We start from the raw sequence: 25,159 nt of genomic DNA, 5'->3' as shown, positions 1-25,159 counted from the left end.
GCCATATGGATATCCTGACCGAACGCCTGCGCCTGCGGCCACTGGCAGAACGCGACATGGCCAGCTTCATGGCTTACCGCAATGAGCCCGAGGTGGCGCACTGGCAGAGCTTTGCCCTGCCCTACTCCTTGGACGAAGCGCAATCGCTGTTCCGAGAATGTGACGCCAGCCTACCGCTGATGCCGCGCGCCTGGCGGCAGATTGCCATTGCCAGCCGCCTGGACGACACCCTGTTGGGCGATTGCGCCGTGTGCCTGTCGGGCGATGGCCAGCAAGCAGAGCTGGGCATCACCCTGGCGCCCAAGCACCAGGGCTGTGGCTACGCCACCGAAGCCTTCAGAGCCTTGTTCGATTGGCTATTCACCCAGCAGGGCCTGCATCGCGTGCATGCCGCCTGCGACCCGGACAACCATGCCTCGGCCCGCCTGCTGCGCCGCGTGGGTATGCGCCAGGAAGGCCACTTCAAACGTAGCCTGTGGCTCAAGGGGCAATGGGTGGATGACCTGGTATTCGGCCTGCTGCGAGAGGAGTGGCAGGCTCAGCGATAGCGCGCGGCAAAACCGGCGGCGGTGCCATCCTGCAGCACCGATTGCACGGCATTATCCAGCTTCTGGAACAAGGCATCCGGCATGCTGGGGTTGCAAGCCAGCCACATCTGGGTGTCGCCGGGATTACCCATGGTGATCACCACCCGCACCTCGCCCTGATAGCCCTCGCGATTGGCCTTGTACGCACCACTGATCACCCCAGCCACCCACAGGTCTATGCGCCCGCCCATCAGCTTGGGCAGGTTGTGCCTATCGGCTGGCGCCCTATCAAGCGGCACGCCCTGGCGCTCCACATAATCGCCATAGGCATCGGCCAGATAGCCACCCACCTTGTATTGTTTGGCATCCGCCACGCTATCGAGCCGTATGGCGCTGCCGGTACGCGCGAACAGGGCTATCTTGTCGTCCACCAGCGGCCCTATCCATTTGAACTGCGACTCTCGCTTGGCGCTGCGCACGGCGGAATAGACACAGGTATCACTGCGGCTGGCAGCCAAGGCCAGCGACCGCGCCCAGGGCAGCAGATCGAACTGGGCAGGCAAGCCGGCCCGGTTCACCGCCTCCCGCAGTATCTGGGTCGAGATGCCACTGACCCGTCCGTCCTCCAGCATGTTGAACGGGGGATAGTCTTCGGTCAGCAGCACCAGCGCGTTGGCGCCGGGCATGGCCAGCAACAGGCAGAACAAGGGCAAGCAACGCATGCTGCTGCTCCCACACCGCCAGGCGCCCTGCCACTCAGGCGGGCGCCCGGCTGCACGGCTATTTGTATTTGGTACCCAGCTTGGCGGCCGTGCCATCCTTGGCAATGGACTGGATCGCGTCGTTGAGCTTCTTCACTGTGTCATCCGGCACACCGGGATTACACGCCAGGTACATCTGGCTGTCCTTGGGATCGCCCACCGCCAGCACCGGCTTGATCGCGCCCTTCAGGCCTTCGCGTGCTGCCTTGTACGGGCCACTGTTAGCCCCCGCCACCCACAGGTCTATGCGGCCCGAGCTGAGCTTGGGCAGGTTCTGGGTATCCGTCACCACCCGCTCCAGCTTCACCCCCTGCTTCTCCACAAAGTCGCCATAGGCGTCACCGTTATAGGCGCCCACCTTGTACTTCTTGGCGTCGTTGATGCTGGCCAGGGTGATATTGCTCTTGCTGGCGGCAAATAGCGTGATCTGGTCGGCCGTCAATGGTCCCACCCACTTGAACAGTTTTTCCCGCTCTGGTGTGCGTACTGCCGAATAGACACAGGTATCCGGCTTGGTCTTGGCCATATTGAGCGCACGCTCCCATGGCAGCAGCTCAAAACTGGCCGTCAGCCCCGCACGCTTTAACGCCTCCTGCAGCATCTCGGTGGAGATCCCGACCACCTTCTTTTCCTCGTACATATTGAACGGTGGATAGTCTTCAGTCGTGAAGGTCAGTGCCTGCGCCTGCAAGGCGGCAAAGCCTGTCAGGGTGGCGCACAGAAGGCTGCGGCGTAGCATCATGGTGGTCTCCGAAGAACAAAGAAGGACATCGCGACGGCAGGCGATGCTGCCTTGACCTTAGACCACCCGCCCCACTCTGCGCCAGCCAGCTACGATATGCGGCTTGCCAGGGTAGAATCATCGCCTGTCCCTCTGGAATCACCATGCCTACCATCACGCTCGATCAAGCCGGTTTTCGCGGGCTGGGGCCGGACTTCTACAGCGAAGTCACCGCCACGCCCCTGCCTCAGCCCCGGCTGGCCGCCTACAACGCCAGCCTGGCTGCCGAACTGGGCCTGCCCGCCCACGCGGGTGACTGGCCTGATGCCGCGGCCATGCTGGCCGGCAACCTGCCCGCTGCCGATAGCGCCGCCATGGCCACGGTCTATTCCGGCCACCAGTTTGGTGTCTGGGCCGGCCAATTGGGCGATGGCCGCGCCCTGCTGCTGGGTGAGGCAGGTGGCCAGGAGGTACAACTCAAGGGGGCCGGGCTCACACCGTATTCACGCATGGGCGATGGTCGGGCAGTGCTGCGTTCCAGCATACGCGAGTACCTATGCTCCGAGGCCATGCACGGCCTGGGCATACCGACCACCCGTGCACTGGCCCTGGTAGCATCGCCCGAGACGGTCTGGCGCGAGACGCCGGAAACCGCTGCCGTCCTGACCCGGGTGGCACCCAGCTTTCTGCGTTTTGGCCATTTCGAACACTTCTTCTACCGCGATCAACAGCACCAGCTGAGCCAGTTGGTAGACTACGCTGTCCGCCGCTATTTCCCCCACTGCAGCGAGGCCGCGCGGCCAGCCCAGGCCATGCTGGAGGAGGTCATCCGCCGCACCGCCGCCCTGATTGCCGATTGGCAAGCCGTCGGCTTCTGTCACGGCGTAATGAACTCGGACAATATGTCGCTGCTGGGCCTGACCATAGACTATGGCCCCTTCGGTTTTCTGGACGGTTTTGACACCGGCCATATCTGCAACCACTCCGATCACAGCGGCCGTTACGCCTATGGCGCCCAGCCCGAGATCGGCCTCTGGAACCTGCACTGTTTGGCCCAGGCCTTGCTACCCCTGCTGGACCGCGATGAGGCCATCGCCGCCCTCAAGCAGTACCAGCCGCTGTTCGAAACCGAGCTGACCCACCGATTCAGCCGCAAACTGGGCCTCGCCACCCAGGAAGACGATGACTGGGCCCTGCTGGTGCGGCTGTTCGACCTGATGCAGGCCAGCCGCAGCGACTGGACCCTGTTCTGGCGGCAACTCAGCCGCTTCGACAGCAGCCCCGACGCGCTCAACCCCGATGTGCGCGACATGGTGCTGGACCGCGATGCATTTGACGGCTGGGCCCAGGATTACAAAACTAGGCTGGCAAGCGAGGCCAGCGTGGATGCGGCACGCCACACCGCCATGCTGGCCACCAACCCCAAGTATGTGCTGCGCAACCATCTGGCCGAGCAAGCCATACGGCAGGCCCAGGCAGGAGACGACAGCGAAATCGCCCGCCTGCAGCAACTGCTGGCGCAACCGTTTGACGAGCAGCCTGCCTTCGAGGCCTATGCTGGCCTGCCGCCGGACTGGGCCAAGCAGCTCTCGGTAAGCTGTTCGTCGTAAGGGGATGGTATTTCTGTCCCGATAAGCTAAGACCCTTAGTAGAAGACAGAGCATCGACAGCGGCATAGTGTCGCTAGTCGTGCCTACTCAACTATGAAAAGGGCGAATGATGAAGCTGTTTATCCTGAGTGCCGTCATGGCATGCAGCGCTGCTGCATGGGCCGAAACCGTGACCATAGGTGCCGAAGACGATTGGGCGCCGTATTGTTCCAAGGTAGGCAACGACGCCAAGGGCTTTGCTGTTGACCTGGTGCGCGAAGCCTATAAGGCAGCGGGGGTGGAAGTGAAATTCGCTGTGGTGCCCTACGCACGCTGCATGAGCGAAGCCAAGGAAGGCAAGTTGGTGGGCTGCTTCAATGCCGCCCGTAACAGCCTGCTGGAGAACGACTACCTGTGGCACGCCAAGCCCATGTTCAATGCCCGCATCAATATCTACGCCCCGGCCGACAGCAGCGAAAGCGGACTGACGCCCAAGAGCCTGGAAGGCAAGGATGTGGCGGTCACCAACAACTATGAGTACGGCGACGACTTTGATCGCAATACCAAGATCAAGCGCAGCGTCAGCAACCAGGATGAGCAAGGGTTCCGCAAATTGCTGGCCAAGCGGGTGCAGTACATGGTGGCTTACGAGAAGGTCGCCAATGCCATCTTCAGCAAGAACAAGGCCGAATTCACCGGCAAGTTCAAGGCCGTGGGCATGACTGCCGAGCCGGGCCTGTACATTGCCTTCTCCAAGAAGCACCCGGACAGCGCCAAGTTCGTGGAAAAGTTCAACCAGGGCATGGAAGCGATACGCAAGAGCGGCAAGTACAAATCGCTGGAGACCGCCTGGCCTTGAGAGCCTGTATGGACTCAAGGCATTGATGGTTTTTTCTGACAGCGCAGGCGCCAGGGTAACCCTGGCGCTGTGCGTCCATTCAGCCTGAACCAGTAGGCTCTCCCCTTATGAGAATCCACACCCCCCGCCCGCGCCGCCGCGAGGTGAGGAATCTGATCTCCCATGGTCCCCCTTGCTGGTGCTTGTGAACATGGCGCTGTTCGGACTTGATCAATGTGACGGCAGTTATGACCAGTGATAAGGGCCGATTTTCGGCCTAAGCGGACCCTGAGCACATTGGGTTTGGTCGTCCGCTAATGATCCATTCCGGACTTGCATGCGAGAGAGCGTTTCACCATACCCCATAGGCATAGAGAACGGCATCCCGCTCACTAAAGGCGGCGGAGCGCAACTATGTTCTTGACTACTTTTCCAAAGGCTCGCCCATGAACTTCCTCGTTGCTGGTTGCGCGAAGAAGTTCTGAGCTGGTGCAGGTGACGCCTAACCATTCCATCGAGGGGATGCCCAGCCGGCTGCGCCGGCCGGTCACCCCTCATGTCAAACGCTGGGCTGCACATGAATCGCGCTGAAACACAACTCACGCTGCAAGGCTTCCTTGATCGAGCCGCTTGCGCAACTGTCGCTGATGCGGCGCTGGCCGCCGCATATCTTGAGGCGCTCCGTGGCTACTTGTCCAAGCTAGAGGAGGACTTTGAGCCAATCGATGCTTGGTCCGTCGAAGAGTACGAGCGTGTCTGCGAATACATTCACAATAACTTTGAATGGATCGCCAACCCATCAGTCGCATCCGAGGCGCTGGCCGATGCAAATGCACATCTGAACGCGCATAAAGTTTTTTTGAGCGAGAACGGTCTTTTGCCAGAGCACTTAACGCAAAGGCCCAACCCTTCATTCCAGCGGACGCCTAGCGGCGCCGCTGAATTCGCACGTTGAAGTCTGGTTTACGAGTTATAACGGCCATTCATTCCTAGGCCGTGAACATCTGCTTAGGCCGAGAAGCAGACAAATGATTGCTGATCAGATAGGCAGCAGGCCGCGCATAATAAGCTGCTAATTGCTCACGAGTAATCAGCAAGGATGGTCATGATCGTCAGCGTCCACAGCGACGAAAGTCCACGTTGCACGGTGCGTGGAGGGAGCTTAGCCGGCGCTCATACACATTTTAAATGGCCCTCAGCGCCTGTATGGACTCAAGGCATTGATGGGCGTTGCTGACAGTGCAGGCGCCCGGGCAACCCAGGCGCTAAACGTCAGCGCCACCTGAACCAATAGGCGCTCCCTGATTAAACCGTCCCCTGCCGCCATTCTCCGGCGCTGTCTCAAGGCCGCGTCCATCAGGCATGGGCCAAGCGCCACCGCCTGGGTGATATACCCGTCCAGCGTCTGAATGCCCGATTGAAGGCGCTCTGTTCCGAGTAGCCCAGTAGCAGTGCCACCTCGGGCAGGGCCAGGCGACGGTCGCGCAGATAGTTTTCAGCCAGGCAGCGGCGGCTATCCTCCAGCAGTGCGCGGTAGCTCCAGCCCAGCGCTTGCAAACGCCGACGCAGGGTACGGTCCGACAGGTTCAGCGCCTCGGCGCAGGCCTGCAGCGCGGGCTCGCCCTGCACCAGGTGCTGCGAGATAAAGCCCCGCACCGACTGCAGCAACGCCTCCCTGGCCGGCATGGCGGCGAATAGCGCGGCAACCTGTTGCTCCAGCATGGCTGCCAGCGCGGGGTCGGGCTGGCGCAAGGGCATGGCCAACACATCGGCCGGCAGGTGGATGCGGGCGGCCGTCTGGCCGAACAGCACTGGGCAGCCAAACAGCTCGGCATAGGGGCGTATATCGGTCGGCGCGGCCTCCACGAAGTGCACCACCAGAGGGTGCAATGGCTGGCCGGTGATGCAGCGGGCGAAATGGACCAGGGCGGCCAGTCCGCACTGGTTGGCCAGCAGCCCGATGGCGCGGGCATCGTCGCCCCACTCCAGCACCACGGCGCCTTCTGCCGGGAAGTGCCGCACCGGGCTAACGTCATGCACCAGCCGCTGATAGCGCAGATAACGTTCCAGCGCCGTGGCGGATGAACCCGACAACTGCAGCACATAGCCCAGTGGCCCCAGGTGGGCCGGGGTAATGGTTGCCCCCAGGCGCAGGCCCAAGGCCGGGTCGCCCAGATGCAGCGCGGCCTGGGTCAGCAGCCGGCGCCAGTGGGCGGCTGCCACAGTGCCATCCGGCCCCGGTGGTGAGGCAGCATCGCCCAGCACGCGGCCAACGTCCTGCCCCTGCGCTGCCAGATAGTCGAACAGCAGCCGCACATAGGTGCCAGGCACATGACCGGATACCGGCAGCGGCGGGTTTGCACGTTCGATTTCCAGCTTGATCATGGCCTGAAGTGTCAAAAAGCTGGCCCGACAAGTCAAGCCCCACCCCTGCCCCAAGCCCTAGCATGGCCTCCCTACTTCAAGACGGAGCCTTGCGATGATTGCCCCATCTGCAGCCCAAGCGCAGGCGCTGCTGCGCGACCCCAGCCACTTCCAGTGGTATGTCATTCCCCTGTTGCTGCTGGTCATCCACGCCTATGGCGAGCAAGCGGCCGAGAAGCGCTGGAGCGTGGTGCTGGGCGGGATCGCCTTCTGGTTGATGGACTGGATCAACGAAATCTGGAACGGCCTGCTGTTGCACTTCTCCGGCTATGCCCCTGCCTGGGCCACCCCGGGTGGCTCGGCCTACGTGATCCTGGTGGGGCTCAACATCGAGATCTGCCTGATGTTCGCCATCATGGGCCTGTATGCCGTGCGTACACTGCCGGCCGACCGCTCCCTCAAGCTGCTGGGCATCAACAACCGCTGGTTGCTCGCCGTGGTGAGTTCGGTGCTATGCGTGTTGGTCGAATACGGTCTCAACCATATCGGCGCGCTGACCTGGGAATGGCGCGGCTGGAATACCCAGGCGCCCTGGCTGATTTGGCTGATAGGCTATCTGCCTTTCTTCCTGGTGGCCTACTGGGTGCACGACATGCCCTCGCGCAAGCGCCAGTTGGCTGTGGTGGGCGGTCTCGCCACCACGGTGCTGTGCGCCCTGGTCTTGTTTATCGGGGTATTGGGCTGGATCTGATCCCCATCTCGCGCAGAACCTGGGCCAGCCTGACGGCTGCCAGCATCAGGCTGGCATCGTCCACCCCGGCATAGCCCAGCACCAGGCCTGGGAAGGGTGGCTCAGCCGCGCAGTAGGCCGACAGGGGTGGCGCGGCGATGCCTTGCTGCGCCAGGAGTGTACTGACCTTGGCATCATCCCAGCCTGCGGGTAGCCGAGCCGTCACATGCATGCCAGCCTCGCCCCCCAGCAGGGGCAAGGCCTCTCCCAGTTCGCCCTCCAGCACCTTACGCAGTTTGGCCTGGCGCCGGGCATAGACACCTCGCATGCGGCGCAGATGGCTGCCAAAATGGCCCTCCTGGATAAAGCGGGCCAGGGCCGCCTGTGTCGTATAGTCCCCCTCGCGATACAGGCGCGCCTGCAGCAGCCGCAACGGCGCCACCAGCGCAGCCGGCACCACCAGATAGGCCAGCCGCAAGGCAGGGAACATGACCTTGCTGAAGGTGCCCAGGTAAATCACCCTGCCGCTGCTGTCCAGCCCCTGCATGGCCGCCAGCGGCCGGCCAGCATGGCGGAATTCGCCATCGTAGTCATCCTCCACCACCCAGGCCCCCTGCCGTGCGGCTTCGGCCAGCAAGGCCTGCCGGCGCGCCAGGCTCATGACACTGCCCAGCGGATACTGGTGCGAAGGCGTCACATAGACCAGCCGTGGCACCGGTAGCGCCCGTCCTTGCCAGTCCAGGCCCTCCTCATCTACCGGCACAGGGCAAACCGACAGACCGGTTGCCAACCAGGCCATGCGCGCCCCCCTATAACCCGGCTCCTCCATCCAGACGGTGTCACCCGCGTCAGCCAGGGCGCGTCCCAGCAAATCCAGCGCCTGCTGCATGCCGCTACAGACCAGCACCTGCGCCGGTTCGCACACCACGCCCCGGGATAGCTGCAGATAGCCCACCAAGGCCTGCTTGAGCGCCGGGTGGCCGCCTTCCTCGCGGTAGTCAAAGTCACCCGCCTGCGCCCCGCGTTGCTGTGTTTGCAGCAAGCGCCACCAGACAAGCCAGGGGAAAGCCGCTAGGTCGGGCTGCCCCGGTGCAAATGCAGCGGAGGCCGATTCCACCCGCTCGCCCATCACGTCCAGCCAGGCGGCAGCCCGCCGCGATAGCGGCAGCGCCTCGCTGATCGCCGTCTGGCGGGCCGGCCAAGCCGCGGGCTCGGGCAGGTGCGCTGCCACGAACGTGCCTGCGCCCACCCTTGTTTGGCAAAAACCTTCGGCACAAAGCTGCTCGTAGGCATGCAGCACCGTATTGCGCGCCACCGCCAAGGACTGGGCCAGCACACGGCTGGCCGGCAAAGCGGTATCGCCCGCCAGCAGCCCCTGCTGTATTGCCTGCCGCAAGGCGCGGTAGAGCTGGCGATGGAGCGGCTCCGCCACCTGGCGATCCAGCCTGGCCGCCAGGTAGTCCAGCAAGGCCGGCAGATTGGTTCCATTCAACATCGTTCAATCGGCACCATCAAAGGAACCAATATAGCTTTACGCTTCGCTGCTATCCCGTCAACACCGCTAATTCAGTAAGGCCCCACCATGCGCATTGTCCTGAACCAGCCTGTACACCCCGACCAGTTGTCCGATCTCTATCGCCGCGCCGGCCTGGCCCGCCCCGTCGACGATCAAGCACGCCTGGCGCGCATGCTGGAGCATGCCAATCTGCTGGTCACCGCCTGGGAAGGCGAGCGGCTGATAGGGGCAGCGCGCTGCTTCTGCGACTACGGCTGGGTTTGCTATCTATCCGATCTGGCCGTGGATGCCGGCCTGCACCACCAGGGACTGGGGCGCGCGCTGGTGGCCGCCGTGCAGGCAGAGATAGGCAGCGAATGCCAATTGGTGCTGCTGTCGGCACCCACAGCCATGGATTACTACCCCAGGCTGGGATTTCAACAGGCCAACCATGCCTTCTATATCCCCCGCCCCGCCCACTGAAACCGATACGAGCCGACACGGAACACGCCATGAGCCATTTCACACCCACCGACCTGACCCGCGTACGCCGCATTGCCCAGCGGGCCAGCTATGACCAAGCCACCGTGCATGCCATCGTGGACCATGCCTGGATCTGCCACATTGCCTTCAGCCTGGATGGCCAGTCGCACTGCATTCCTACCGCTCACTGGCGGGTGGGTGAGGCCATACATATCCACGGCAGTAATGGCAGCCGCCTGTTGCGTGCGCTGGCCACCGGCATCCCTGCCTGCGTCTGCATCACCCACCTGGATGGCCTGGTGCTAGCGCGCTCGGCATTCAACCATTCCATGAACTATCGCTCCGCCATGGTATATGGTCGATTTGCGCCCCTGACGGCAGCAGAGCGTAGCGCTTCACTGGATGCCTTCATGGACAAGCTGGAACCCGGCCGCCGCGCCCAGGTACGCATGCCCGACGCCAACGAACTGGCCGCTACCACGGTGCTGGCCCTGCCCATCATCGAGGCCGTAGCCAAGATACGGCAAGGGCCGCCCGAAGACGATGAAGCGGATCTGTCGCTGCCTGTTTGGGCCGGAGTGTGGCCGCTAGAGACCCGCTTTGGCGAACCCATCACCCACCATGCCAGTGCAGCACTGGCCTGATACAAACTCTGCGGGGAAGTCCACCATGTACCAACCCAAGCACTTCCGCGAAACACGGGCCGAACCGTTGCAGGCGTTGATCGCCAGCTACCCGCTGGCCACCGTGATCGTCAACCAGGAGTCAGGCCTGGAAATCAACCTACTGCCCATGTTGCTGGACGCCGCAGCAGGTGAGCACGGCACCTTGCTGGGCCATGTCGCCAGCGGCAACCCGCTGGCGCAACTGGATGGACTCCCGGCCACCGTGCTGTTCCATGGCCCTGACGCCTATATTTCGCCCAACTGGCATCCCAGCAAGCAGCAGCATGGCAAAGCCGTACCAACCTGGAACTTTGCCGTGGTAGAGGCACGCGGGCGTATTCGGACCTATCGCGACCCCGCCCGTCTCAACGTCCTGCTGACACGCCTGACCGATCGATTCGAGGCCAGCCAACCCACCCCCTGGCAGGTCAGCGATGCACCGGCCGACTTCCTGGCCCAGATGCACAAGGCCATCGTGGGTATAGACATCGTGCTGGATAGCCTGGAGGGCAAGTTCAAGCTCAGCCAGAACCGATCGCCGGCTGATTTTGCCGGTACCCTGCAAGGCCTGCGCGCCACCGGCAATGCCGGCGATGCCACCCTGGCCGACTGGATGGCGGAAGCTGATCCAGCCCGCAGCGCCAGGCAGTAAGCGCCGCCAGCAGCATCTGGCGCAACGGTTGCGCCCCTGGCGGGCGCAGCAGACCGTACCTGTGCCCGACAGCCCTGGCCGGCATGCAAACAAGCAAATCAACCAAGCACTTGCTATGCTCCACCGCAATAACAAGGGAGACATACCATATGGCCTTACCTCTCACCGGCCTGACCGTGCTGGATTTTTCGCCGCTGCTGCCCGGCCCCTTTGCCACCCGCATGCTGGCCGACCTGGGCGCCCAGGTCACCCGCATCGAATCCCCCAACCGACCCGATCTGGTCAGGCATACACCGCCCTTTGTACAGGGTGTGGCCACGGCCCATGCCTACCTCAATCGGCACAAGCAGAGCCTGAGCCTGGATCTGAAATCGCCCGCCGCGCTGGCTCAGGTGCTGGCGCTGGTCGCCACCGCCGACGTATTGGTCGAGCAATTCCGCCCCGGTGTCATGAGCCGCCTGGGGCTGGGCTATGAGGCGCTGGCCGCAGTGAACCCCAGGCTGGTGTACTGCTCCATTACCGGCTATGGCCAGACTGGCCCACTACGTGACCGGGCGGGCCACGATATCAACTACCTTGCCCTGGCGGGCATTGCCGCAGGCTCGGGCCGCCAGGCCGATGGCCCTCCGCCGCTGGGCATACAGGTGGCCGACGTCGCCGGCGGCTCGCTGCATGCCGTGATCGGCATCCTGGCGGCACTGCACCAGCGCGAACGCGACGGCCTGGGCCAGCATATCGATATCGCCATGACCGACTGCGCCTTTCACCTCAACGCCCTGGCCGCTGCCGGCCAATTGGGGGCGGGAGAGGACACACCGGCCGAGGCTGGGCTGCTGAACGGTGGCAGCCACTACGACTACTACCGTTGCCGCGATGGCCGCTGGCTAGCTGTGGGCAGCCTGGAACCCGTCTTTCTGCAAGCCTTGTGCCAGGCGCTAGGAGAGCCGGCCTTGCTGGAGCGATTCCGCCAGGCACCCGTGGCCGCCAAGCAGGCTTTGGCCCAGCATATTGCGGCGCAGGACTTTGCACACTGGCGTGCCGTGTTTGCGGCGGTGGACGCCTGCGTGGAACCTGTGCTGACCCTGCCCGAAGCCCTGGCCAGCGAACTGGCCCAGGCCCGAGGCTGGACCGTGACCGTGGAGACCGAAGCCGGCCCCATCAGGCAACCCGCCATGCCCATACGTTTTTCACGTAGCGACAGGCGATAAGCGCCTGTGTTGGATTTAAAGCGTAGGACGCAAAAAAACGGGCAGCCTGCGCTGCCCGTTTCTCCTGTCCCAGTTGCCTGGGTAGCCACCTAGGGTTTAGTTACCGCAGCCCTTGTTATTGATGCGATCGTAGGCGGCCTTGGCTTGCACCAGACCATGGCCATACTTGTCATCGCGGCCTGGTGCGCCCAGGTCCAATGCACTCCGCTCGAGCGAGCTACGCACCTTGGCAGCGGTACAGTGGGGGAAGTAGCTCCACACCAAAGCCCCCACGGCCGCCACATGCGGTGTTGCCATGGAGGTACCGCTCATGGTGCTGTAGTTGGTCACCGCCACGCCCACGGTGGTGTTCTGGCCCAGTTGTGCCTTCAAGGCCGCACCATCCACATCGCTGGTCGATACGGAAGGAATAGTGGTAACCGCCCCACCCAGGGTACCGTTGAAGCTACCTGGCGCGTTGTTGTAGATGATGGCGCCAACGCCACCGCTGGTCTCGCAGTTGCCCACCTTCACCGCAAAGCTCACGCTGCCGCGGGCAATCAGGCAGACCTTGCCAGCGACTGCAGCATCGACCTTGTCGCCCAGGCCGAAGTCAGCCAGTGCTGCGGTGGCCGTGATCTTGGGCGAACCGTCGATATCGTTCGCTGCGTAGGCAGTGCCTGCCGCCGACAGGACGGTCTCGCTGCCGGTGCCCATGGGCACGGTCGAGAGCACATCCACACCCGGACCGGCAATGGAGACCTGCTTGTTGTATTGCGAGAAGGGAGCCCACTCCTTGTTCTGGTCGACCGCCGCCACCGACATCACGCTGGGATAGGAGGCCGGGTAGGACAGCGCGGTATTGCCGCTGTTGCCAGCAGCCGCCACCAGCAGGATGCCGCCAACGTGGAGCTTATCAAATGCACGCTCTTCGGAGAGGCTCCGGCCAGCGCCGCCCAGCGACATGGAGATCACGTTGGCGCCCATGGTCTTGCACTTGTTGGCAGCTGTGATCAGGGTGGAGGAGTAAGCCCAGCCATCGGCGTCAAATACCTTGACGATATGCAGGCGCAGGCGCTTGTTGGGATTCACACCCACCACACCCTTGCCGCTGTTGTTGACGGCAGCGATGGTGCCGGCGACATGCGTGCCATGGCCGTTCTCATCGGTGTACCACCAGCGGGTATTGTTGTCGAACTCGCCGGCCACGGTGTTGCCAGTCAGGTCTTCGTGGTCGCGGTTATAGCCGGAATCGATGATGCAGACCTTGCGGTTGCTGGCCAGCGAATCCGCACCGGGCAACAGGTCGGCCTGCACCTGCTTGATACCGTAAGGCACCTGCTGGCCGCTCAGGTAAGGGCTGCCAGTCGACGGTGAGGAGAGCGCCATCGTGCGACGGACCAGGTCTTCCTCGACATATTCCACATTGGGATTGTTGCGCAGCGCGGCAACGGCATTGACAGGCACTTCAACCGCCATGGCGCGCGAGCCGGCAATCTTCAGCTTGACCTGACCACGTGCTGCCAGCACGGCAGTTTCGGCTTGCAGCGCGGCATTCACGCCCGACTTGTAGGCCACGATAACGCGGACATTCTCAGCAGCCGAAGCACTGGCCATACCGACGACAGCGGTAGCAAGACCCAGGCTGACAGCGCGGCTGAGTCGGGACATCTTGAAACAGGACTTCTCCATACAGCGAATCTCCCCTATTGAGATTTGGATTGAAGCCGGTCGGCACGGCAATCCGCATGGGCCCGGTAGACGGTACCGAAGGCGCTGCGCCTGCAATGATCCTGACTGGCTGGCCATCAAGTGACGGCGAGTTCATGGTGATCGAAGCGCAGCGCAACAAGCAAGCAAAGGGGGCTGGATTTTCTTGCAGGGAAAACTTTAAAGATGGTTTATACCTACCAGTTCTGACATAAGGGATAACCCCAATCAGCCAGCAATACCGGTCTTATGCGCCGGTCGGCATCACGTCGGCGCAAGCTCGGCCAGGGGCTTTTTCGCCGGACGGAAATGCGTTGTGAATTTGTCACAAAAATTGATCAAACTCTGCAAGCACGCATCCCATACCCTTGATGAATATAGTCAAATCGGGTAATCAGGCCGATCAACCCTGGCCATAAAGTTGTTCTGCCCGATTGAACAATATCCAGCTGGTCAGTATGTATTTGTCACTGGAGATTGGCGTGCAGCCGCGGTGGGTATGGGTGAAATAGGCCGGCGCAATCACCATGCGGCCGCGGCGCGGCGCAATGGCCTTGTCCTGATAGTAGAACTCGGTCTGCCCACCCTCGGTCACGTCGTTGAGGTAGAACATGAACAGCAAGGTGCGGTGCAGTGGCTCATTGGCCGGCAGTTGCGGGTAGACCTCGCAATGCCAGTAGTTGTAGTTGCCCTCGCCCGCCCGGTACTTTTGCGCCTGTATCGGCCCCAGGCGGTACAGGCTGCGCATCAACGCATCGGTCTGCCCGGCAGCCAGCTCGGTATAGTTCTCGTGCGTCAGCGCTACCGGCGCCCCCGTGTCCGGATCGGCCAGGGTCAAGGCCACCGGGGCGATCAGGGCAAAATGATATTTGCGGAAATACTCAGCGGCGTAGTGGCTGGTCACTTGGCTGACCTGCTGGAGGAAGCGCTGGTATTCCGGGTGCTGGTTAAGGTGCAGATCGGTACTGTGCTTCTTGCTGATATCCACCCCTGCACCGGTGCGGCCTGCCACAGTATGGAGGCTGGCCTCGAAGGCCTTGATCAGCTCGGCGCAGAACTCGGCACTCAGGGCGTCGTCGTAAATCTCGATAAAGTCGGGCATGGCGTGGGCAGGCATGGGTGGCAGGGCCGCCATGGTAAACAGTTTGCCGCGCTGTCCGCCAATCCTCCCACGCCCGCACCCTGGCTACTGCAACATGGGCTTGAGCTTGGCCATCACCTCGGCGGCATCGGGCTCGGTACGGGTAGAGAAGGGGTAGACCGTCTTGCCGTCCGGCGCAATCAGGTACTTCTGAAAGTTCCACTTGGGCGCCTGGCCGCTGGCTTGCGCCAATGCCTTGAAGAAAGGGTTGGCCGTTTCACCCGTCACGCTGCTGGCCTCCGCCATGGGAAACTCGATGAAATAGGTGAGCTTGCAGAAATCCGCGATCTGCTTGTTGTCCGCCAGCTCCTGCTTGAAGTCGTTGGAGGGAAAGCCCACCACCGTCAAACCCTGCGCCTTGTACTGCTTATACATGGCCTCGAGCTTCTCGAACTGGGGCGTGTAGCCACACTTGCTGGCGGTATTCACCACCAGGATGGGCTTGCCCGCCAAGCTGCACAGATCGAGCGGCTTGCCCTGCAGGGTCTTGAATTCGTGCTTGAGCAAAGCCGGGCAATCTGCCGCATACAACGAGGGTACGGCTAGCAAGGCAATGAGTGCGGTGAGTCTACGTAGCATGGTACGGCCTCCACAGTGAACAGTGGCGTGACCATATCCCCGCAACTACCCAAGGTCAATCAACACGCTTTGCTTATATGGCGCATAGACTAGACAGCAAGCTGCGCTGCCAGCTTGACTACCTGGGGCGCAATCTCCTCGGCCCAGCGTGCCGGTGTCAGCCGGTAGGCTGGGCCGCTGCAATTGATGGCCATGGCCGGCGCGCTGCCGGCGATGGGCACGGCCACCGCATGGATGTCGGGCTCAAACTCACCGTAAGAGGCGCAGAAGCCAGTCTCGCCGTAAGTTGTTTGCGCAACCTGCAGCCGCGCCGCAACCTCGGGCCAGCGAGCGCCGTACTCGTCGGCCAGCAGGCACACCACCTCCTGCTGCTCCGCCGGCGCCAGCGCCATGTACAGCGCCCTGCCTATGGCGGTGGTCGCCAGCGGCACGGTAGAACCCACCTCCAGCCTGATCCCCACCCTGGTCAGTGCCCGACAGGTTTCGACATAGACCACCCGGGTTCCCTGCCGCACACCCAGCGTCACGGACAAGCCGGTCTCCTCCGACAGGCGCCGCATGGGCTCGCGCGCGCGCTCTCGCAGGTCCAGCCCCGACAAGGCAGCAAAACCCAGGGTCAGTACGGCTGGCGCCGGGCGATACTTGCCTGACTCGTCCTGGCTCAGGTAACCCAGCTTGCACAGGGTGTAGGTCAGCCGCGAAACCGTCGATTTCGGCAGGCCACAGCGCTGCGCCAGCTCGGTATTACCCAGCGCACGGTCGCCGGCCTGGTAGGCCGCCAGCACATCCAGACCGCGCGCCAGCGCGGTGACAAACAATCGGTCCTGATCCTCGTTCACGTCGCTCTACCCTTGGGTTCGATGATCACCAGCGCAATACCGGCAACCAGCAGGCCTGCACCCAGCCAGAACACCAGCGCGGGTACCTCATTGAAAAACACATAGCCCAATGCCGGGCTGAACAGCAGCAGTGAGAAGCTGCCCGCCTCCACGGCCGAGGCATCGCCCGCGCGGTAGGCATGGAAATACGCCAGATAGATGCCCGATGCGGACAGGGCAACCAGCGGCAGCAACCACCACAGATCCAATGGCACCGTGGGTAGGCGGAAGCCGGTGAACAGGCCAAAGGTCAGCCAGCAGGCCACCTGGCTCCAGGTCAGCACCGCGATGGCCTTTTCATCGGCCGAGTATTTTTTCAGCACCACCCCCAGCATGGATTCCATGAATGCCCCCAGCAGCGCCACCAGGGCCGCCAGACGGAAAGCATCAACTCCGGGCTGCAGTATCACCAGCACGCCACAGAAGCCGACCCCGACACCCAGCCAGCGCAGCCCATGGGGCTTCTCCCCTAGCAGCATCACACCCAGCGGCAGCATGAACAGCGAGCCTGTCATCAGATAAGCACTCGCCTCGGCCAGTGGCAGATGGGCTACTGCCCAGGCAGCACACCAGGCCGAGGTGACGATAAACAGCGCGCGTATCAGATGCAGGCGTGGATTGCTGGTGGCCATGGCGCGCCCACGCGTCAGGACGGCCAAGGGCAGCAACAGCAGCAGCACCAGGGTGGCCTGCAGAAACAATACCTGCTTGGGGGCCATCCCCCGGCTCATCAACTGCTTGTTGCAGCTATCGAGGACGGCCCAGCACAGCATGCCCAGTATCACCAGCAGCACTCCACGGGTATTGCCACTGAGCGCATCCCACCGATTCTTAAGGCTTTTCTGCATCCGTACTTTCTGATTTCGGCTCGCCGCCCGGCTTTACACCCCGCCCGGCAAACGGTATTCTGTTTCGCATGGTGAAATTATGTTCCGCAATGCGGAACAACTCAAGCTTTGTGTGATACGGCCAAGGTGCCGTCGTGGCCGGTGGCATTCAGGTGCCGCAGCAGGCCTGACAAGACCACCCCACCGTATCGGGCAAACCCAGCAACGCAGTAGATGGAGACAGACATGGCCAAGCCGCACTTTCAATGGGACGACGCACTCTTGCTGGACGAACAGCTGACCGACGACGAGCGCATGATTCGCGACGCAGCACGCGATTACTGCCAGGGCCGCTTGCAGCCCCGCGTACTGGAAGCCAACCGGCACGAGCGTTTCGACCGCGAGATCATGACTGAGCTGGGCGAACTGGGTTTCCTGGGTTCCACCATTGAGGGTTACGGCTGCGCCGGCGTCAGCCATGTGGCCTATGGCCTGGTGGCGCGTGAAGTCGAGCGTGTCGATAGCGGCTACCGTTCGGCCATGAGCGTACAAAGCTCGCTGGTGATGTACCCCATCTACGCCTACGGCACCGAGGAACAGAAGCAGAAGTACCTGCCCAAGCTGGCAACCGGCGAATGGGTGGGCTGCTTCGGCCTGACCGAACCCAACCACGGTTCCGACCCCGGCAGCATGATTACCCGCGCCCGCTCGGTTGACGGCGGCTACTCGCTGTCTGGCGCCAAGATGTGGATCACCAACTCGCCCATCGCCGATGTGTTCGTGGTGTGGGCCAAGACCGACGACGGCGAGATTCGCGGCTTTGTGCTGGACAAGGGCATGAAGGGCCTGTCCGCCCCCAAGATAGAAGGCAAGTTCTCGCTGCGCGCCTCCATCACCGGCGAAATCGTGATGGACGAGGTCTTCGTGCCGGAAGCCAACCTGCTGCCCAATGTGCGTGGCCTCAAGGGCCCGTTCGGTTGCCTCAACAAGGCCCGCTACGGCATAGCCTGGGGCGCCATGGGTGCAGCCGAGTTCTGCTGGCACGCTTCCCGCCAGTACACCCTGGATCGCAAGCAGTTTGGCCGCCCCCTGGCAGCCACCCAGCTGATGCAGCTGAAGCTGGCCAACTTCCAGACCGAGATCACCCTGGGCCTGCAAGCCGCCCTGCGTGTGGGCCGCCTGATGGACGAAGGCCGCGCTGCACCCGAGATGATCTCGCTGATCAAGCGCAACAACTGCGGCAAGGCGCTGGAAATCGCCCGCATCAGCCGTGACATGCACGGCGGCAACGGCATCAGCGACGAGTTCCATGTCATCCGCCATGTGATGAACCTGGAGGCCGTCAATACCTACGAAGGCACCCACGATGTGCACGCCCTGATCCTGGGCCGTGCCCAGACCGGCATCGCCGCGTTCGGCAGCTAAGTCCCCTCCCTCCCCGGCCTGCGCAAGCGCGCCGGGGATCAGTTTGCAATCGCATCTACCCGGTGCGACGCCGGGCAGGCGGGCCTGTTTATACGATAGGTCCGGCCTGCCCTCGTTATATAAAGGGCAGCCATGTCTGCACTACAGCATCTCCGCATCCTCGACCTCTCCCGCGTACTGGCCGGCCCTTGGGCCACCCAGCAACTGGCCGATATGGGCGCCGAGGTCATCAAGATAGAAAAGCCCGACGGCGGCGACGATACCCGTGGCTGGGGGCCGCCTTTCCTCAAGGACAGCGAGGGTCAGCCTACCCGCGAATCGGCCTATTACCTGTGCGCCAACCGGGGCAAGAAATCCGTCGCCATCGACATGGCCAGCCCGGAGGGCCAGGCCCGACTGCGCGAGCTGGTGAAGGACTGCGATGTGGTGGTGGAGAACTTCAAGGTCGGTGGCCTGAAGAAATATGGCCTGGACTACGACAGCCTGGCTGCCATCAAGCCCGATCTGGTGTACTGCTCCATCACCGGCTTTGGCCAGCAGGGGCCGCGCGCAGACCAGGCTGGCTACGATTTCATGATCCAGGGCCTGGGTGGGCTGATGAGCATCACCGGCGACCCGCAAGGCGAACCACAGAAAGTGGGCGTGGCCGTCACCGACCTGTTCACCGGCATGTATGCCACGGTAGCCATCCTGGCAGCCCTGGCCCACCGTGACCGCACCGGCATCGGCCAGCATATCGACCTGGCGCTGTTCGACTGCCAGCTGGCCATGCTGGCCAATGTGGCCAGCAACTATCTGGTCGGCAATGTACAGCCACCCCGCTACGGCAATGCACACGCTAATATCGTGCCTTACCAGGCGTTTGCCGCCAGCGACGGCCACGTTATCGTTGCCGTGGGCAACGATGGCCAGTTTGCCCGCTTTGCCGAGCTGTGCGGCCATGCCGAGTGGGCGCAAGACGCCCGTTTTGCCACCAACAAGGCACGGGTGGAAAACCGCCAGCTACTGGTGCCCCTGATCAGTGACGCCCTGGCTAAACAGCCACGCGGCCACTGGATCAGCGGGATGGAAAGCCTGGGCATACCCGGCGGCCCCATCAACACCATACCCGAGGCACTGGCCGAGCCCCAGGCGCTGGCCCGTGGCGCCGTGGTGGAGATTCCCCATCCAGCGGGCAGCGTCAAGATGGTGGCCAATCCGATCAAATTCTCCAAGACACCGATCTGCTATGACACCCCGCCGCCCACCCTGGGCGAGCACACGGCGGCATATTGAGACTGTGCCGGGGCCACACTGGCCGGCCAGCAAGAAAACAAGGAATACCCATGAGTACAAACGACAAGATCAGTGAATTTCTCGACCAGCATGGCATACGTGAGGTGGAGTGCCTGGTGCCCGACATCAACGGCGTACCGCGTGGCAAGGGACTGCCGGCCAAGGCGTTTGCCAGCGGCGCCGAGCTGCGGCTGTGTCGTGCCGTGGCCATACATACGGTAACGGGCGAGTGGGCGGACTACCAGTATTCTGGCGAAGGCGACCCGGACATGAAGCTGGAGCCGGTGCTCGATACCCTCAAGCCCGTGCCCTGGGCCAGCCGCCCCCGTGCGCTGTGCATACACGATTGCGTCGACCTCGATGGCACCCCTACCCCCATCGCCCCCCGCACGGTATTGAAGAATGTGTTGGCACGCTACCAGCAGCATGGCTGGTCGCCCGTGGTAGCGCCCGAGTTGGAGTTTTACCTGCTGGCCGCCGGCAACACCCCAGAGGCGCCGTTCCAGCCTTTTTCCGGCCCGCGTGGTCGGGCCGAGATCGGCAACCAGGGCTTTACCCTGGGTGGCCTGAATGATCTGGCCGCATTCTGGGACGAGGTCTACGCCGCCCTGGAGACGCTGGATGTCCCTGCCGATACCTTTGTGCATGAGCTAGGCCCGGCCCAGTACGAAATCAACCTGTTGCACGGCAATGCCCTGCAACTGGCCGACCAGACCCTGCTGTTCAAATACGCGCTGCGCGAGATCGGCTTCAAGCACGGCCTGCAGGTGGTATTCATGGCCAAGCCGCTGGCGGGCGAGCCCGGCAGCTCCATGCATATCCATCAAAGCGTGGTGGATGCCCATGGCAACAATATCTTCAGCGCAGCCGATGGCCAACCCACCGAGCTGTTCTACCAGTTCATCGCCGGCCAGCAGCAAGGCATACCCGAGCTGATGCCGCTGTTCTGCCCGCACGTCAACAGCTACCGCCGCTTTGCCAAGCACATGGCGGCGCCAGTGAACCTGAGCTGGGGCTACGACAACCGCACCGTGGGCATACGTATTCCCCGCTCTGGTGCCGCCGCCCGCCGGGTGGAAAACCGCATTCCCGGCTGCGACGCCAACCCTTATCTGGCACTGGCCGCCAGCCTAGCCAGCGGCCTGCATGGCATCGAACAGCAGCTCAAGCCCACCGCCGAAGCCGAAGGCACGGTCTTTAACCAGGAAGGCGAGACCGGACCCAGCCTGCCGCGCACGCTGGACAGTGCGCTGGAGCGCATGGGCCAGAGCAAGCTGGCGCGCGAGTGGCTGGGCGCCGAGTTTGTCGACAGCTATATTGCAGTCAAGGAGACCGAGATGGCCAGCTTCTGGCACGAGGTCACGCCGTGGGAGCGTCGCTACTTGGGCAATCTGGTCTGATACGCCCACACTTGGCTGACAAGGCGCCCCCAGGGGCGCCTTTGTTTTGCGCAAGCGGTATATAAAACAGACAGCGCTCGCCGTCACGATTGATCGCCGCAGCTTGGCACGGCACAATCAGGCCGACGCCCGGACTAGGGTAAAACAGGGATCGCTATGGCAGCGCTGGGCTTACGTGGTAAATCCTTGCTGGCACTCGTGCTGGCCTGTCTCATCGCTCTGATACCCGCCGTGCTGATAGGCTGGCAGCTGGTCGACAACATCCGCAATCACTTCGGGCTGGCCTATGCCCGCAATTTCACCCAGCTGAACCAGCAAAAGATACTCGCCCCGATCTCGCGCGAGCTGGCGCTGTCCATGCGCCTGGCCGATTCCGAAGTCACCCGCCAGTGGCTGCAGGATGAGACCGATCCGGCCAAGTCCGCCCTGTTCTTCCGTGAGGCCGAGGGCTACCGCCGGGATTTTCGTGATCACTCCTATTTCGTGATCAGCAACGGCAGCCGCCGCTACTTTCTCAACGAGGCCGGCAAGCCCGCCAGTACCGAACCGCGCTACACCCTGGATCCTGCCGACAGCAACGACGCCTGGTTCTTCAATACCATGCGCAGCACGGCGCCCTACAACATCAATATCAACCACGACCATAAACTCAAGGTCACCCGGGTTTGGTTCAACGTGGTAGTGAGTGACGGCGACCGCAAGCTGGGCCTGGCGGGTACAGGCCTGGACCTGAGCAACTTCCTGCGTGACTTCATCGTCAGTGGTGAGAAGGGTGTCACGCCCATGATTCTGGACAGGCGCGGTGCCATCCAGGCCCACCCCGATGAGACGCTGATCGCCTTCAATTCTGGCACCCAGCAAAGCGGCGGCGGCAGCACCCTGTTCCGCCTGTTGAAGCCCGATGACGAGATCGCGGTCCGCCAGGCCATGCAGGCCGCCGAGGCCCAACCCAATGGCGTACATACCACCTGGGTCAGCCTGGCGGGCAAGCAGCAGTTGCTGGCCGTAGCCTATCTGCCCGAGCTGCAATGGCATGTCGCCACGGCTGTCGATCTGCATACCGCGAAAGTGCTGGATGCTGGCTGGCTGGCACCTGCCGCGATTGCCCTGGGCATGCTGCTGGTGGCCCTGCTGCTGGGCTTTGGCTACGCCGCCGAGCATCTGGTGCTCAAGCCCTTGCGGCGCCTGCATCAATCCGCCCGCGCCATTGCAGCGGGCGAGTACGACGTCGCACTACCGCATGGCAGCCAGGACGAGATCGGCGAACTGAGCCGTGCTTTCGGCATCATGGCCGACAAGGTACGCAGCCATACCACCGAGCTGGAGAGCCGGGTGCGTGAACGTACCCAGGCGCTGGAGCGGGCCAACCGCGAAATGGTGGCCGCCCACAAGAAGATAGACGACTCCATCGACTACGCCAGTCTGATACAGCGCGCCATCCTGCCCAACCGGCAACTGGTGAGTGCCTTGGGTGAACGCCATGCCGTGCTATGGCGCCCGCGTGATGTGGTGGGCGGTGATTTCTATGTCTACCGCGCCGCCGACGACGCCTGCCTGTTCGGCGTGGTCGACTGCGCCGGCCATGGCGTACCCGGGGCCTTGATGACCATGCTGGGCCACGCCGCCATAGACCAGGCCATACTGGACGTAGGCCTGGACGACCCGGCCGGCATACTGAGCAGGGCCGACCAGATCATCCGTAGCATGCTGCGTGACGAGCCGGAACGGCAGGCCCTGGCCACCAATATGGATGTCGGCCTTGCCTATGTGGATCTGAAGCAGCGGCAGGTGACTTTTGCCGGCGCCAAGATTGCGCTCTATTTCAGCGACGGCGATGTGGTTGACGAGCTGCCTGGCGCCCGGCGTGCCATCGGTGACAAGCGGGTAGGCCATTACAGCAACGAGCATGTGCCCCTGCTGCCTGGCCGCACTTTCTACCTGAGCACCGACGGCTTCCTGGACCAGGCCGGCGGCGAGCTGGGGTTTGGCTTTGGTACCAGCCGTTTTGCCGAGATGCTGGCACGCCATGCCCGCCTGCCGCTGGCGGAGCAGGGCGAAGCATTCGCTGCTACCCTGGCAGCCTATCAAGGTGAACACGCCCAACGCGACGACATCACCATGCTGTGTTTCCGTTTTGACTGATTCCGCTACCTGACCCTGGAGCCATGATGGAACCGTTCGATCTCTTCAGCATGCGAGAGGCTTACAACCGGCAGCAGATCATGCTCTGCTTCAACGGCCCCATCTCGCGCAGCCTGATCGAGGAAATAGGCAACGCATTGCGCAACTACCTGGAAGCCGATCACGCCCATCCATCTGCCGCCATGGATGTGTTTGCCGTCTATATCGAGATGACGCAGAACATCCGCCATTACGCCGCCCAAAAAGGCTGGCAGGAGCAGGAAGCAGCCGCCACAGTGGTCATCGCCCGTGATGAGGCTGGCCGTTACGTGGTATCGGCTGGCAATATGGTGGATGCCGCCGACGGTGCCGGCTTGCTGGCCAAGGTGGAGTCGCTGGCTGGGCTGGACAAGACCCAGCTCAAAGCCATTTACAAGGAACAATTGCGCAAGCCACGCGATGGCAGCGCAGCCACTGGCGCAGGCCTGGGCCTGATCGACATCGCCCGCAAGGCCAGCGAGCCGCTGCTCGCATCCATGCGGTCATTGAACGAGGACCGGGCGTTCATCAGCCTGCGCGCCGTTATCTGAATACCCAGTAAGAGCCAAGACCATGAGTGATTTTTCCATCCCGCGCAGCCAGTCCACTCCCGCCATACAGGGCAACTGGAGCGAGGGTGTGCTGTCCATGCAGGGCGACTCCTACCCTGAGAACTCCTACGAACTGTTCCACCAGGTTTTCGAGTGGGTAGAGCGCTTCCTGCAGGATGCTGGCCGCCCCCTGACGCTGGAACTCCACCTGCTCTACCTCAATACCAGCAGCATCAAGGCCATGATGGATATCTTCGACCTGCTGGAAGCGGCGCACCATGCCGGCCAGCCAGTTGCAGTAAACTGGCATTACGACAAGCGCAACGAGCGGGTGGCCGATCTGGCCGAGGAATTCAAGGAAGACTGTACCTTCCCCTTTGCCATCGTAGGATTCTAAGGCGGCCACATCCGATGACACGCGATCAACGCGATCTGGACGAGCTGGTCAAGCGCCTGCTGGCCGACCCCGCCAACAGCGACCACCCCATGCACTATGCGCTTAGCCAGCTATGGCTGGCGCATCGCGAACTACTCAACCGCATCGAACGCATTACCCATGTCTCCGACGCCTACCAGAGCATCGCCCGGGAACGGGAGATGAGCCTGGCGGAACGCTTCGACAAGCAGCTGCGGCAACTGGAGAAAGTCGCCCGCATCTCCGACCGCTACCAGCAGATGATGCGCGAACTCAATATTGCGCTGGAGGAAGCCTCTACCCACGACGTACTGACCGCCCTGGCCAATCGCCGCCTGCTGATGGAAAGGCTCAAAGCCGAGACGGAGCGTGCAGGCCGCCTGCAGCACGACTTCTGCGTCGCCATGGTGGATATCGACCACTTCAAGCAGGTCAACGACCAGCATGGCCACGATACCGGCGACCGGGTGCTGATCGAGATTGCCCGAGTCATGCAGGCCGAAGTGCGCGAGTACGATCTCTGCGGACGCTGGGGAGGTGAGGAATTTCTGATCCTGCTGCCCGAGCTTGATCTGGCTTCTGCCCAGGTGGTGGTGGAGCGCGTGCGCCTGGGCATACGCAATCTGGCCATACGCCAGGGCACCGAAGCACTCACCATTACCGTCAGCGCTGGCCTGGCTGCCCACCTGCCGGGCGAAAGCTATTCCGACACCATCAACCGTGCCGATGCCGCCCTGCTGCGCGCAAAACAGCATGGTCGCGACTGCCTGGTGCTAGCCAGTTAGC

General features: G+C 62.7%; 26 protein-coding genes. 17 read left to right on the top strand and 9 right to left on the bottom strand.

Annotated features, from left to right (window positions below; translation table 11 throughout):
* The first annotated feature begins 5 nt into the window (after positions 1–5).
* Entirely contained in the window at positions 6–548 is a 543-nt protein-coding gene (locus QWZ03_RS13150; protein ID WP_290333139.1) for a GNAT family N-acetyltransferase, read from the top strand.
* On the opposite strand, the gene QWZ03_RS13145 is transcribed toward QWZ03_RS13150, so the two are convergent.
* Complete coding sequence (locus tag QWZ03_RS13145; protein WP_290333138.1) at positions 539–1,249, bottom strand: substrate-binding periplasmic protein; 711 nt, start codon at positions 1,247–1,249, stop codon at positions 539–541. The genes QWZ03_RS13150 and QWZ03_RS13145 overlap by 10 nt on opposite strands.
* Before the next feature lie 58 nt (positions 1,250–1,307).
* Complete coding sequence (locus QWZ03_RS13140) at positions 1,308–2,030, bottom strand: substrate-binding periplasmic protein (RefSeq protein WP_290333137.1); 723 nt, start codon at positions 2,028–2,030, stop codon at positions 1,308–1,310.
* Positions 2,031–2,173: 143 nt separating this feature from the next.
* Here QWZ03_RS13140 and QWZ03_RS13135 point away from each other — a divergent pair, with 143 nt between their 5' ends.
* From QWZ03_RS13135 to QWZ03_RS13125, 3 genes are all read left to right on the top strand, one after another.
* Positions 2,174–3,619 (top strand): protein adenylyltransferase SelO, encoded by a 1,446-nt coding sequence (locus tag QWZ03_RS13135; RefSeq protein WP_290333136.1) that lies wholly within the window; start codon positions 2,174–2,176, stop codon positions 3,617–3,619.
* Positions 3,620–3,725: 106 nt separating this feature from the next.
* Positions 3,726–4,457, top strand: a complete 732-nt coding sequence (locus QWZ03_RS13130) for a substrate-binding periplasmic protein (protein WP_290333135.1) — start codon at positions 3,726–3,728, stop codon at positions 4,455–4,457.
* 556 nt (positions 4,458–5,013) lie between these two features.
* Positions 5,014–5,391, top strand: coding sequence for a hypothetical protein (locus tag QWZ03_RS13125; RefSeq protein WP_290333134.1), 378 nt, complete (start codon positions 5,014–5,016; stop codon positions 5,389–5,391).
* 401 nt (positions 5,392–5,792) lie between these two features.
* Here the strand turns inward: QWZ03_RS13125 and QWZ03_RS13120 are convergent, their stop codons facing one another.
* Positions 5,793–6,821: an AraC family transcriptional regulator gene (locus QWZ03_RS13120; RefSeq protein WP_290333133.1), complete on the bottom strand. Its 1,029-nt coding sequence runs from the start codon at positions 6,819–6,821 to the stop codon at positions 5,793–5,795.
* A gap of 94 nt (positions 6,822–6,915) precedes the next feature.
* Here QWZ03_RS13120 and QWZ03_RS13115 point away from each other — a divergent pair, with 94 nt between their 5' ends.
* A complete protein-coding gene (locus QWZ03_RS13115; RefSeq protein WP_290333132.1) occupies positions 6,916–7,551 on the top strand; it encodes an AF_1327 family membrane protein in 636 nt (211 codons plus the stop codon).
* Here QWZ03_RS13115 and pdxR read toward each other — a convergent pair.
* On the bottom strand, positions 7,526–9,025 hold the full coding sequence (gene pdxR / locus QWZ03_RS13110) for a MocR-like pyridoxine biosynthesis transcription factor PdxR (RefSeq protein ID WP_290333131.1): 1,500 nt from the start codon (positions 9,023–9,025) through the stop codon (positions 7,526–7,528). The two genes, QWZ03_RS13115 and pdxR, sit on opposite strands and share 26 nt — an antisense overlap.
* An 87-nt stretch (positions 9,026–9,112) precedes the next feature.
* On the opposite strand from pdxR, the gene QWZ03_RS13105 reads away from it, so the two are divergent.
* The 4 genes from QWZ03_RS13105 (at position 9,113) to QWZ03_RS13090 (ending at position 12,033) form a co-directional block, all read left to right on the top strand.
* Positions 9,113–9,508, top strand: a complete 396-nt coding sequence (locus QWZ03_RS13105; protein WP_290333130.1) for a GNAT family N-acetyltransferase — start codon at positions 9,113–9,115, stop codon at positions 9,506–9,508.
* 29 nt (positions 9,509–9,537) lie between these two features.
* Positions 9,538–10,152: a pyridoxamine 5'-phosphate oxidase family protein gene (locus QWZ03_RS13100; RefSeq protein WP_290333129.1), complete on the top strand. Its 615-nt coding sequence runs from the start codon at positions 9,538–9,540 to the stop codon at positions 10,150–10,152.
* A 25-nt stretch (positions 10,153–10,177) separates the two neighbouring features.
* Positions 10,178–10,825: an FMN-binding negative transcriptional regulator gene (locus tag QWZ03_RS13095; protein ID WP_290333128.1), complete on the top strand. Its 648-nt coding sequence runs from the start codon at positions 10,178–10,180 to the stop codon at positions 10,823–10,825.
* 149 nt (positions 10,826–10,974) lie between these two features.
* The gene (locus tag QWZ03_RS13090) at positions 10,975–12,033 is read left to right on the top strand and encodes a CaiB/BaiF CoA transferase family protein (protein ID WP_290333127.1); all 1,059 of its coding nucleotides are present in this window, start codon (positions 10,975–10,977) and stop codon (positions 12,031–12,033) included.
* A gap of 96 nt (positions 12,034–12,129) precedes the next feature.
* Here QWZ03_RS13090 and QWZ03_RS13085 read toward each other — a convergent pair whose 3' ends face one another.
* On the bottom strand, positions 12,130–13,704 hold the full coding sequence (locus QWZ03_RS13085) for a S8 family serine peptidase (RefSeq protein WP_290333126.1): 1,575 nt from the start codon (positions 13,702–13,704) through the stop codon (positions 12,130–12,132).
* 29 nt (positions 13,705–13,733) lie between these two features.
* Between QWZ03_RS13085 and QWZ03_RS13080 the strand changes: the two genes are divergently transcribed.
* Positions 13,734–13,937 carry a hypothetical protein gene (locus tag QWZ03_RS13080; RefSeq protein ID WP_290333125.1) on the top strand — a complete coding sequence of 68 codons (204 nt, stop codon included), beginning with the start codon at positions 13,734–13,736 and terminating at the stop codon, positions 13,935–13,937.
* A 188-nt stretch (positions 13,938–14,125) separates the two neighbouring features.
* Here QWZ03_RS13080 and QWZ03_RS13075 read toward each other — a convergent pair whose 3' ends face one another.
* The 4 genes from QWZ03_RS13075 to QWZ03_RS13060 form a co-directional block, all read right to left on the bottom strand.
* On the bottom strand, positions 14,126–14,857 hold the full coding sequence (locus QWZ03_RS13075; protein ID WP_290333124.1) for a 2OG-Fe(II) oxygenase: 732 nt from the start codon (positions 14,855–14,857) through the stop codon (positions 14,126–14,128).
* Positions 14,858–14,908: 51 nt separating this feature from the next.
* Positions 14,909–15,442, bottom strand: a complete 534-nt coding sequence (locus QWZ03_RS13070; protein WP_284198316.1) for a glutathione peroxidase — start codon at positions 15,440–15,442, stop codon at positions 14,909–14,911.
* Between the two features lie 89 nt (positions 15,443–15,531).
* Positions 15,532–16,281, bottom strand: coding sequence for an IclR family transcriptional regulator (locus QWZ03_RS13065; RefSeq protein WP_290333123.1), 750 nt, complete (start codon positions 16,279–16,281; stop codon positions 15,532–15,534).
* Positions 16,278–17,168 (bottom strand): DMT family transporter, encoded by an 891-nt coding sequence (locus QWZ03_RS13060; RefSeq protein ID WP_290333121.1) that lies wholly within the window; start codon positions 17,166–17,168, stop codon positions 16,278–16,280. Before QWZ03_RS13060 ends, QWZ03_RS13065 begins: the two co-directional genes overlap by 4 nt.
* Positions 17,169–17,393: 225 nt before the next feature.
* Between QWZ03_RS13060 and QWZ03_RS13055 the strand changes: the two genes are divergently transcribed.
* The 7 genes from QWZ03_RS13055 to siaD all read left to right on the top strand — a co-directional run bounded on the left by QWZ03_RS13055 (position 17,394) and on the right by siaD (position 25,158).
* Entirely contained in the window at positions 17,394–18,572 is a 1,179-nt protein-coding gene (locus tag QWZ03_RS13055; RefSeq protein ID WP_290333120.1) for an acyl-CoA dehydrogenase, read from the top strand.
* 132 nt (positions 18,573–18,704) lie between these two features.
* The gene (locus QWZ03_RS13050; RefSeq protein ID WP_290333119.1) at positions 18,705–19,847 is read left to right on the top strand and encodes a CaiB/BaiF CoA transferase family protein; all 1,143 of its coding nucleotides are present in this window, start codon (positions 18,705–18,707) and stop codon (positions 19,845–19,847) included.
* Between the two features lie 50 nt (positions 19,848–19,897).
* Positions 19,898–21,247, top strand: a complete 1,350-nt coding sequence (locus QWZ03_RS13045) for a glutamine synthetase family protein (RefSeq protein ID WP_290333118.1) — start codon at positions 19,898–19,900, stop codon at positions 21,245–21,247.
* A gap of 156 nt (positions 21,248–21,403) precedes the next feature.
* Positions 21,404–23,389: a biofilm regulation protein phosphatase SiaA gene (gene siaA / locus QWZ03_RS13040; protein ID WP_290333117.1), complete on the top strand. Its 1,986-nt coding sequence runs from the start codon at positions 21,404–21,406 to the stop codon at positions 23,387–23,389.
* A gap of 23 nt (positions 23,390–23,412) precedes the next feature.
* The gene (siaB, locus tag QWZ03_RS13035) at positions 23,413–23,958 is read left to right on the top strand and encodes a biofilm regulation protein kinase SiaB (protein WP_290333116.1); all 546 of its coding nucleotides are present in this window, start codon (positions 23,413–23,415) and stop codon (positions 23,956–23,958) included.
* A 22-nt stretch (positions 23,959–23,980) separates the two neighbouring features.
* Positions 23,981–24,355, top strand: a complete 375-nt coding sequence (gene siaC, locus QWZ03_RS13030) for a biofilm regulation phosphoprotein SiaC (RefSeq protein WP_290333115.1) — start codon at positions 23,981–23,983, stop codon at positions 24,353–24,355.
* Positions 24,356–24,369: 14 nt separating this feature from the next.
* Positions 24,370–25,158: a biofilm regulation diguanylate cyclase SiaD gene (siaD, locus tag QWZ03_RS13025; protein WP_290333114.1), complete on the top strand. Its 789-nt coding sequence runs from the start codon at positions 24,370–24,372 to the stop codon at positions 25,156–25,158.
* Position 25,159: the final 1 nt, after the last annotated feature.

Origin of the sequence: Chitinimonas viridis, assembly GCF_030409555.1 — a bacterium.
Taxonomy (GTDB): Bacteria; Pseudomonadota; Gammaproteobacteria; order Burkholderiales; family Chitinimonadaceae; genus Chitinimonas; species Chitinimonas viridis.
This window is presented reverse-complemented; position numbering and strand designations above follow the sequence as displayed.

Bases quoted from the DNA above. Each gene is read 5' to 3' on its own strand.
- QWZ03_RS13140 (WP_290333137.1), bottom strand. From the start codon at position 2,030: ATGATGCTACGCCGCAGCCTTCTGTGCGCCACCCTGACAGGCTTTGCC.
- QWZ03_RS13130 (WP_290333135.1), top strand. From the start codon at position 3,726: ATGATGAAGCTGTTTATCCTGAGTGCCGTCATGGCATGCAGCGCTGCT.
- QWZ03_RS13090 (WP_290333127.1), top strand. From the start codon at position 10,975: ATGGCCTTACCTCTCACCGGCCTGACCGTGCTGGATTTTTCGCCGCTG.
- QWZ03_RS13045 (WP_290333118.1), top strand. From the start codon at position 19,898: ATGAGTACAAACGACAAGATCAGTGAATTTCTCGACCAGCATGGCATA.
- QWZ03_RS13085 (WP_290333126.1), bottom strand. From the start codon at position 13,704: ATGGAGAAGTCCTGTTTCAAGATGTCCCGACTCAGCCGCGCTGTCAGC.
- QWZ03_RS13150 (WP_290333139.1), top strand. From the start codon at position 6: ATGGATATCCTGACCGAACGCCTGCGCCTGCGGCCACTGGCAGAACGC.
- siaC (WP_290333115.1), top strand. From the start codon at position 23,981: ATGAGTGATTTTTCCATCCCGCGCAGCCAGTCCACTCCCGCCATACAG.
- QWZ03_RS13050 (WP_290333119.1), top strand. From the start codon at position 18,705: ATGTCTGCACTACAGCATCTCCGCATCCTCGACCTCTCCCGCGTACTG.
- QWZ03_RS13105 (WP_290333130.1), top strand. From the start codon at position 9,113: ATGCGCATTGTCCTGAACCAGCCTGTACACCCCGACCAGTTGTCCGAT.
- QWZ03_RS13060 (WP_290333121.1), bottom strand. From the start codon at position 17,168: ATGCAGAAAAGCCTTAAGAATCGGTGGGATGCGCTCAGTGGCAATACC.
- QWZ03_RS13095 (WP_290333128.1), top strand. From the start codon at position 10,178: ATGTACCAACCCAAGCACTTCCGCGAAACACGGGCCGAACCGTTGCAG.
- QWZ03_RS13145 (WP_290333138.1), bottom strand. From the start codon at position 1,249: ATGCGTTGCTTGCCCTTGTTCTGCCTGTTGCTGGCCATGCCCGGCGCC.
- pdxR (WP_290333131.1), bottom strand. From the start codon at position 9,025: ATGTTGAATGGAACCAATCTGCCGGCCTTGCTGGACTACCTGGCGGCC.
- QWZ03_RS13075 (WP_290333124.1), bottom strand. From the start codon at position 14,857: ATGGCGGCCCTGCCACCCATGCCTGCCCACGCCATGCCCGACTTTATC.
- QWZ03_RS13120 (WP_290333133.1), bottom strand. From the start codon at position 6,821: ATGATCAAGCTGGAAATCGAACGTGCAAACCCGCCGCTGCCGGTATCC.
- siaB (WP_290333116.1), top strand. From the start codon at position 23,413: ATGATGGAACCGTTCGATCTCTTCAGCATGCGAGAGGCTTACAACCGG.
- siaA (WP_290333117.1), top strand. From the start codon at position 21,404: ATGGCAGCGCTGGGCTTACGTGGTAAATCCTTGCTGGCACTCGTGCTG.
- QWZ03_RS13070 (WP_284198316.1), bottom strand. From the start codon at position 15,442: ATGCTACGTAGACTCACCGCACTCATTGCCTTGCTAGCCGTACCCTCG.
- QWZ03_RS13115 (WP_290333132.1), top strand. From the start codon at position 6,916: ATGATTGCCCCATCTGCAGCCCAAGCGCAGGCGCTGCTGCGCGACCCC.
- QWZ03_RS13125 (WP_290333134.1), top strand. From the start codon at position 5,014: ATGAATCGCGCTGAAACACAACTCACGCTGCAAGGCTTCCTTGATCGA.
- QWZ03_RS13135 (WP_290333136.1), top strand. From the start codon at position 2,174: ATGCCTACCATCACGCTCGATCAAGCCGGTTTTCGCGGGCTGGGGCCG.
- QWZ03_RS13055 (WP_290333120.1), top strand. From the start codon at position 17,394: ATGGCCAAGCCGCACTTTCAATGGGACGACGCACTCTTGCTGGACGAA.
- siaD (WP_290333114.1), top strand. From the start codon at position 24,370: ATGACACGCGATCAACGCGATCTGGACGAGCTGGTCAAGCGCCTGCTG.
- QWZ03_RS13100 (WP_290333129.1), top strand. From the start codon at position 9,538: ATGAGCCATTTCACACCCACCGACCTGACCCGCGTACGCCGCATTGCC.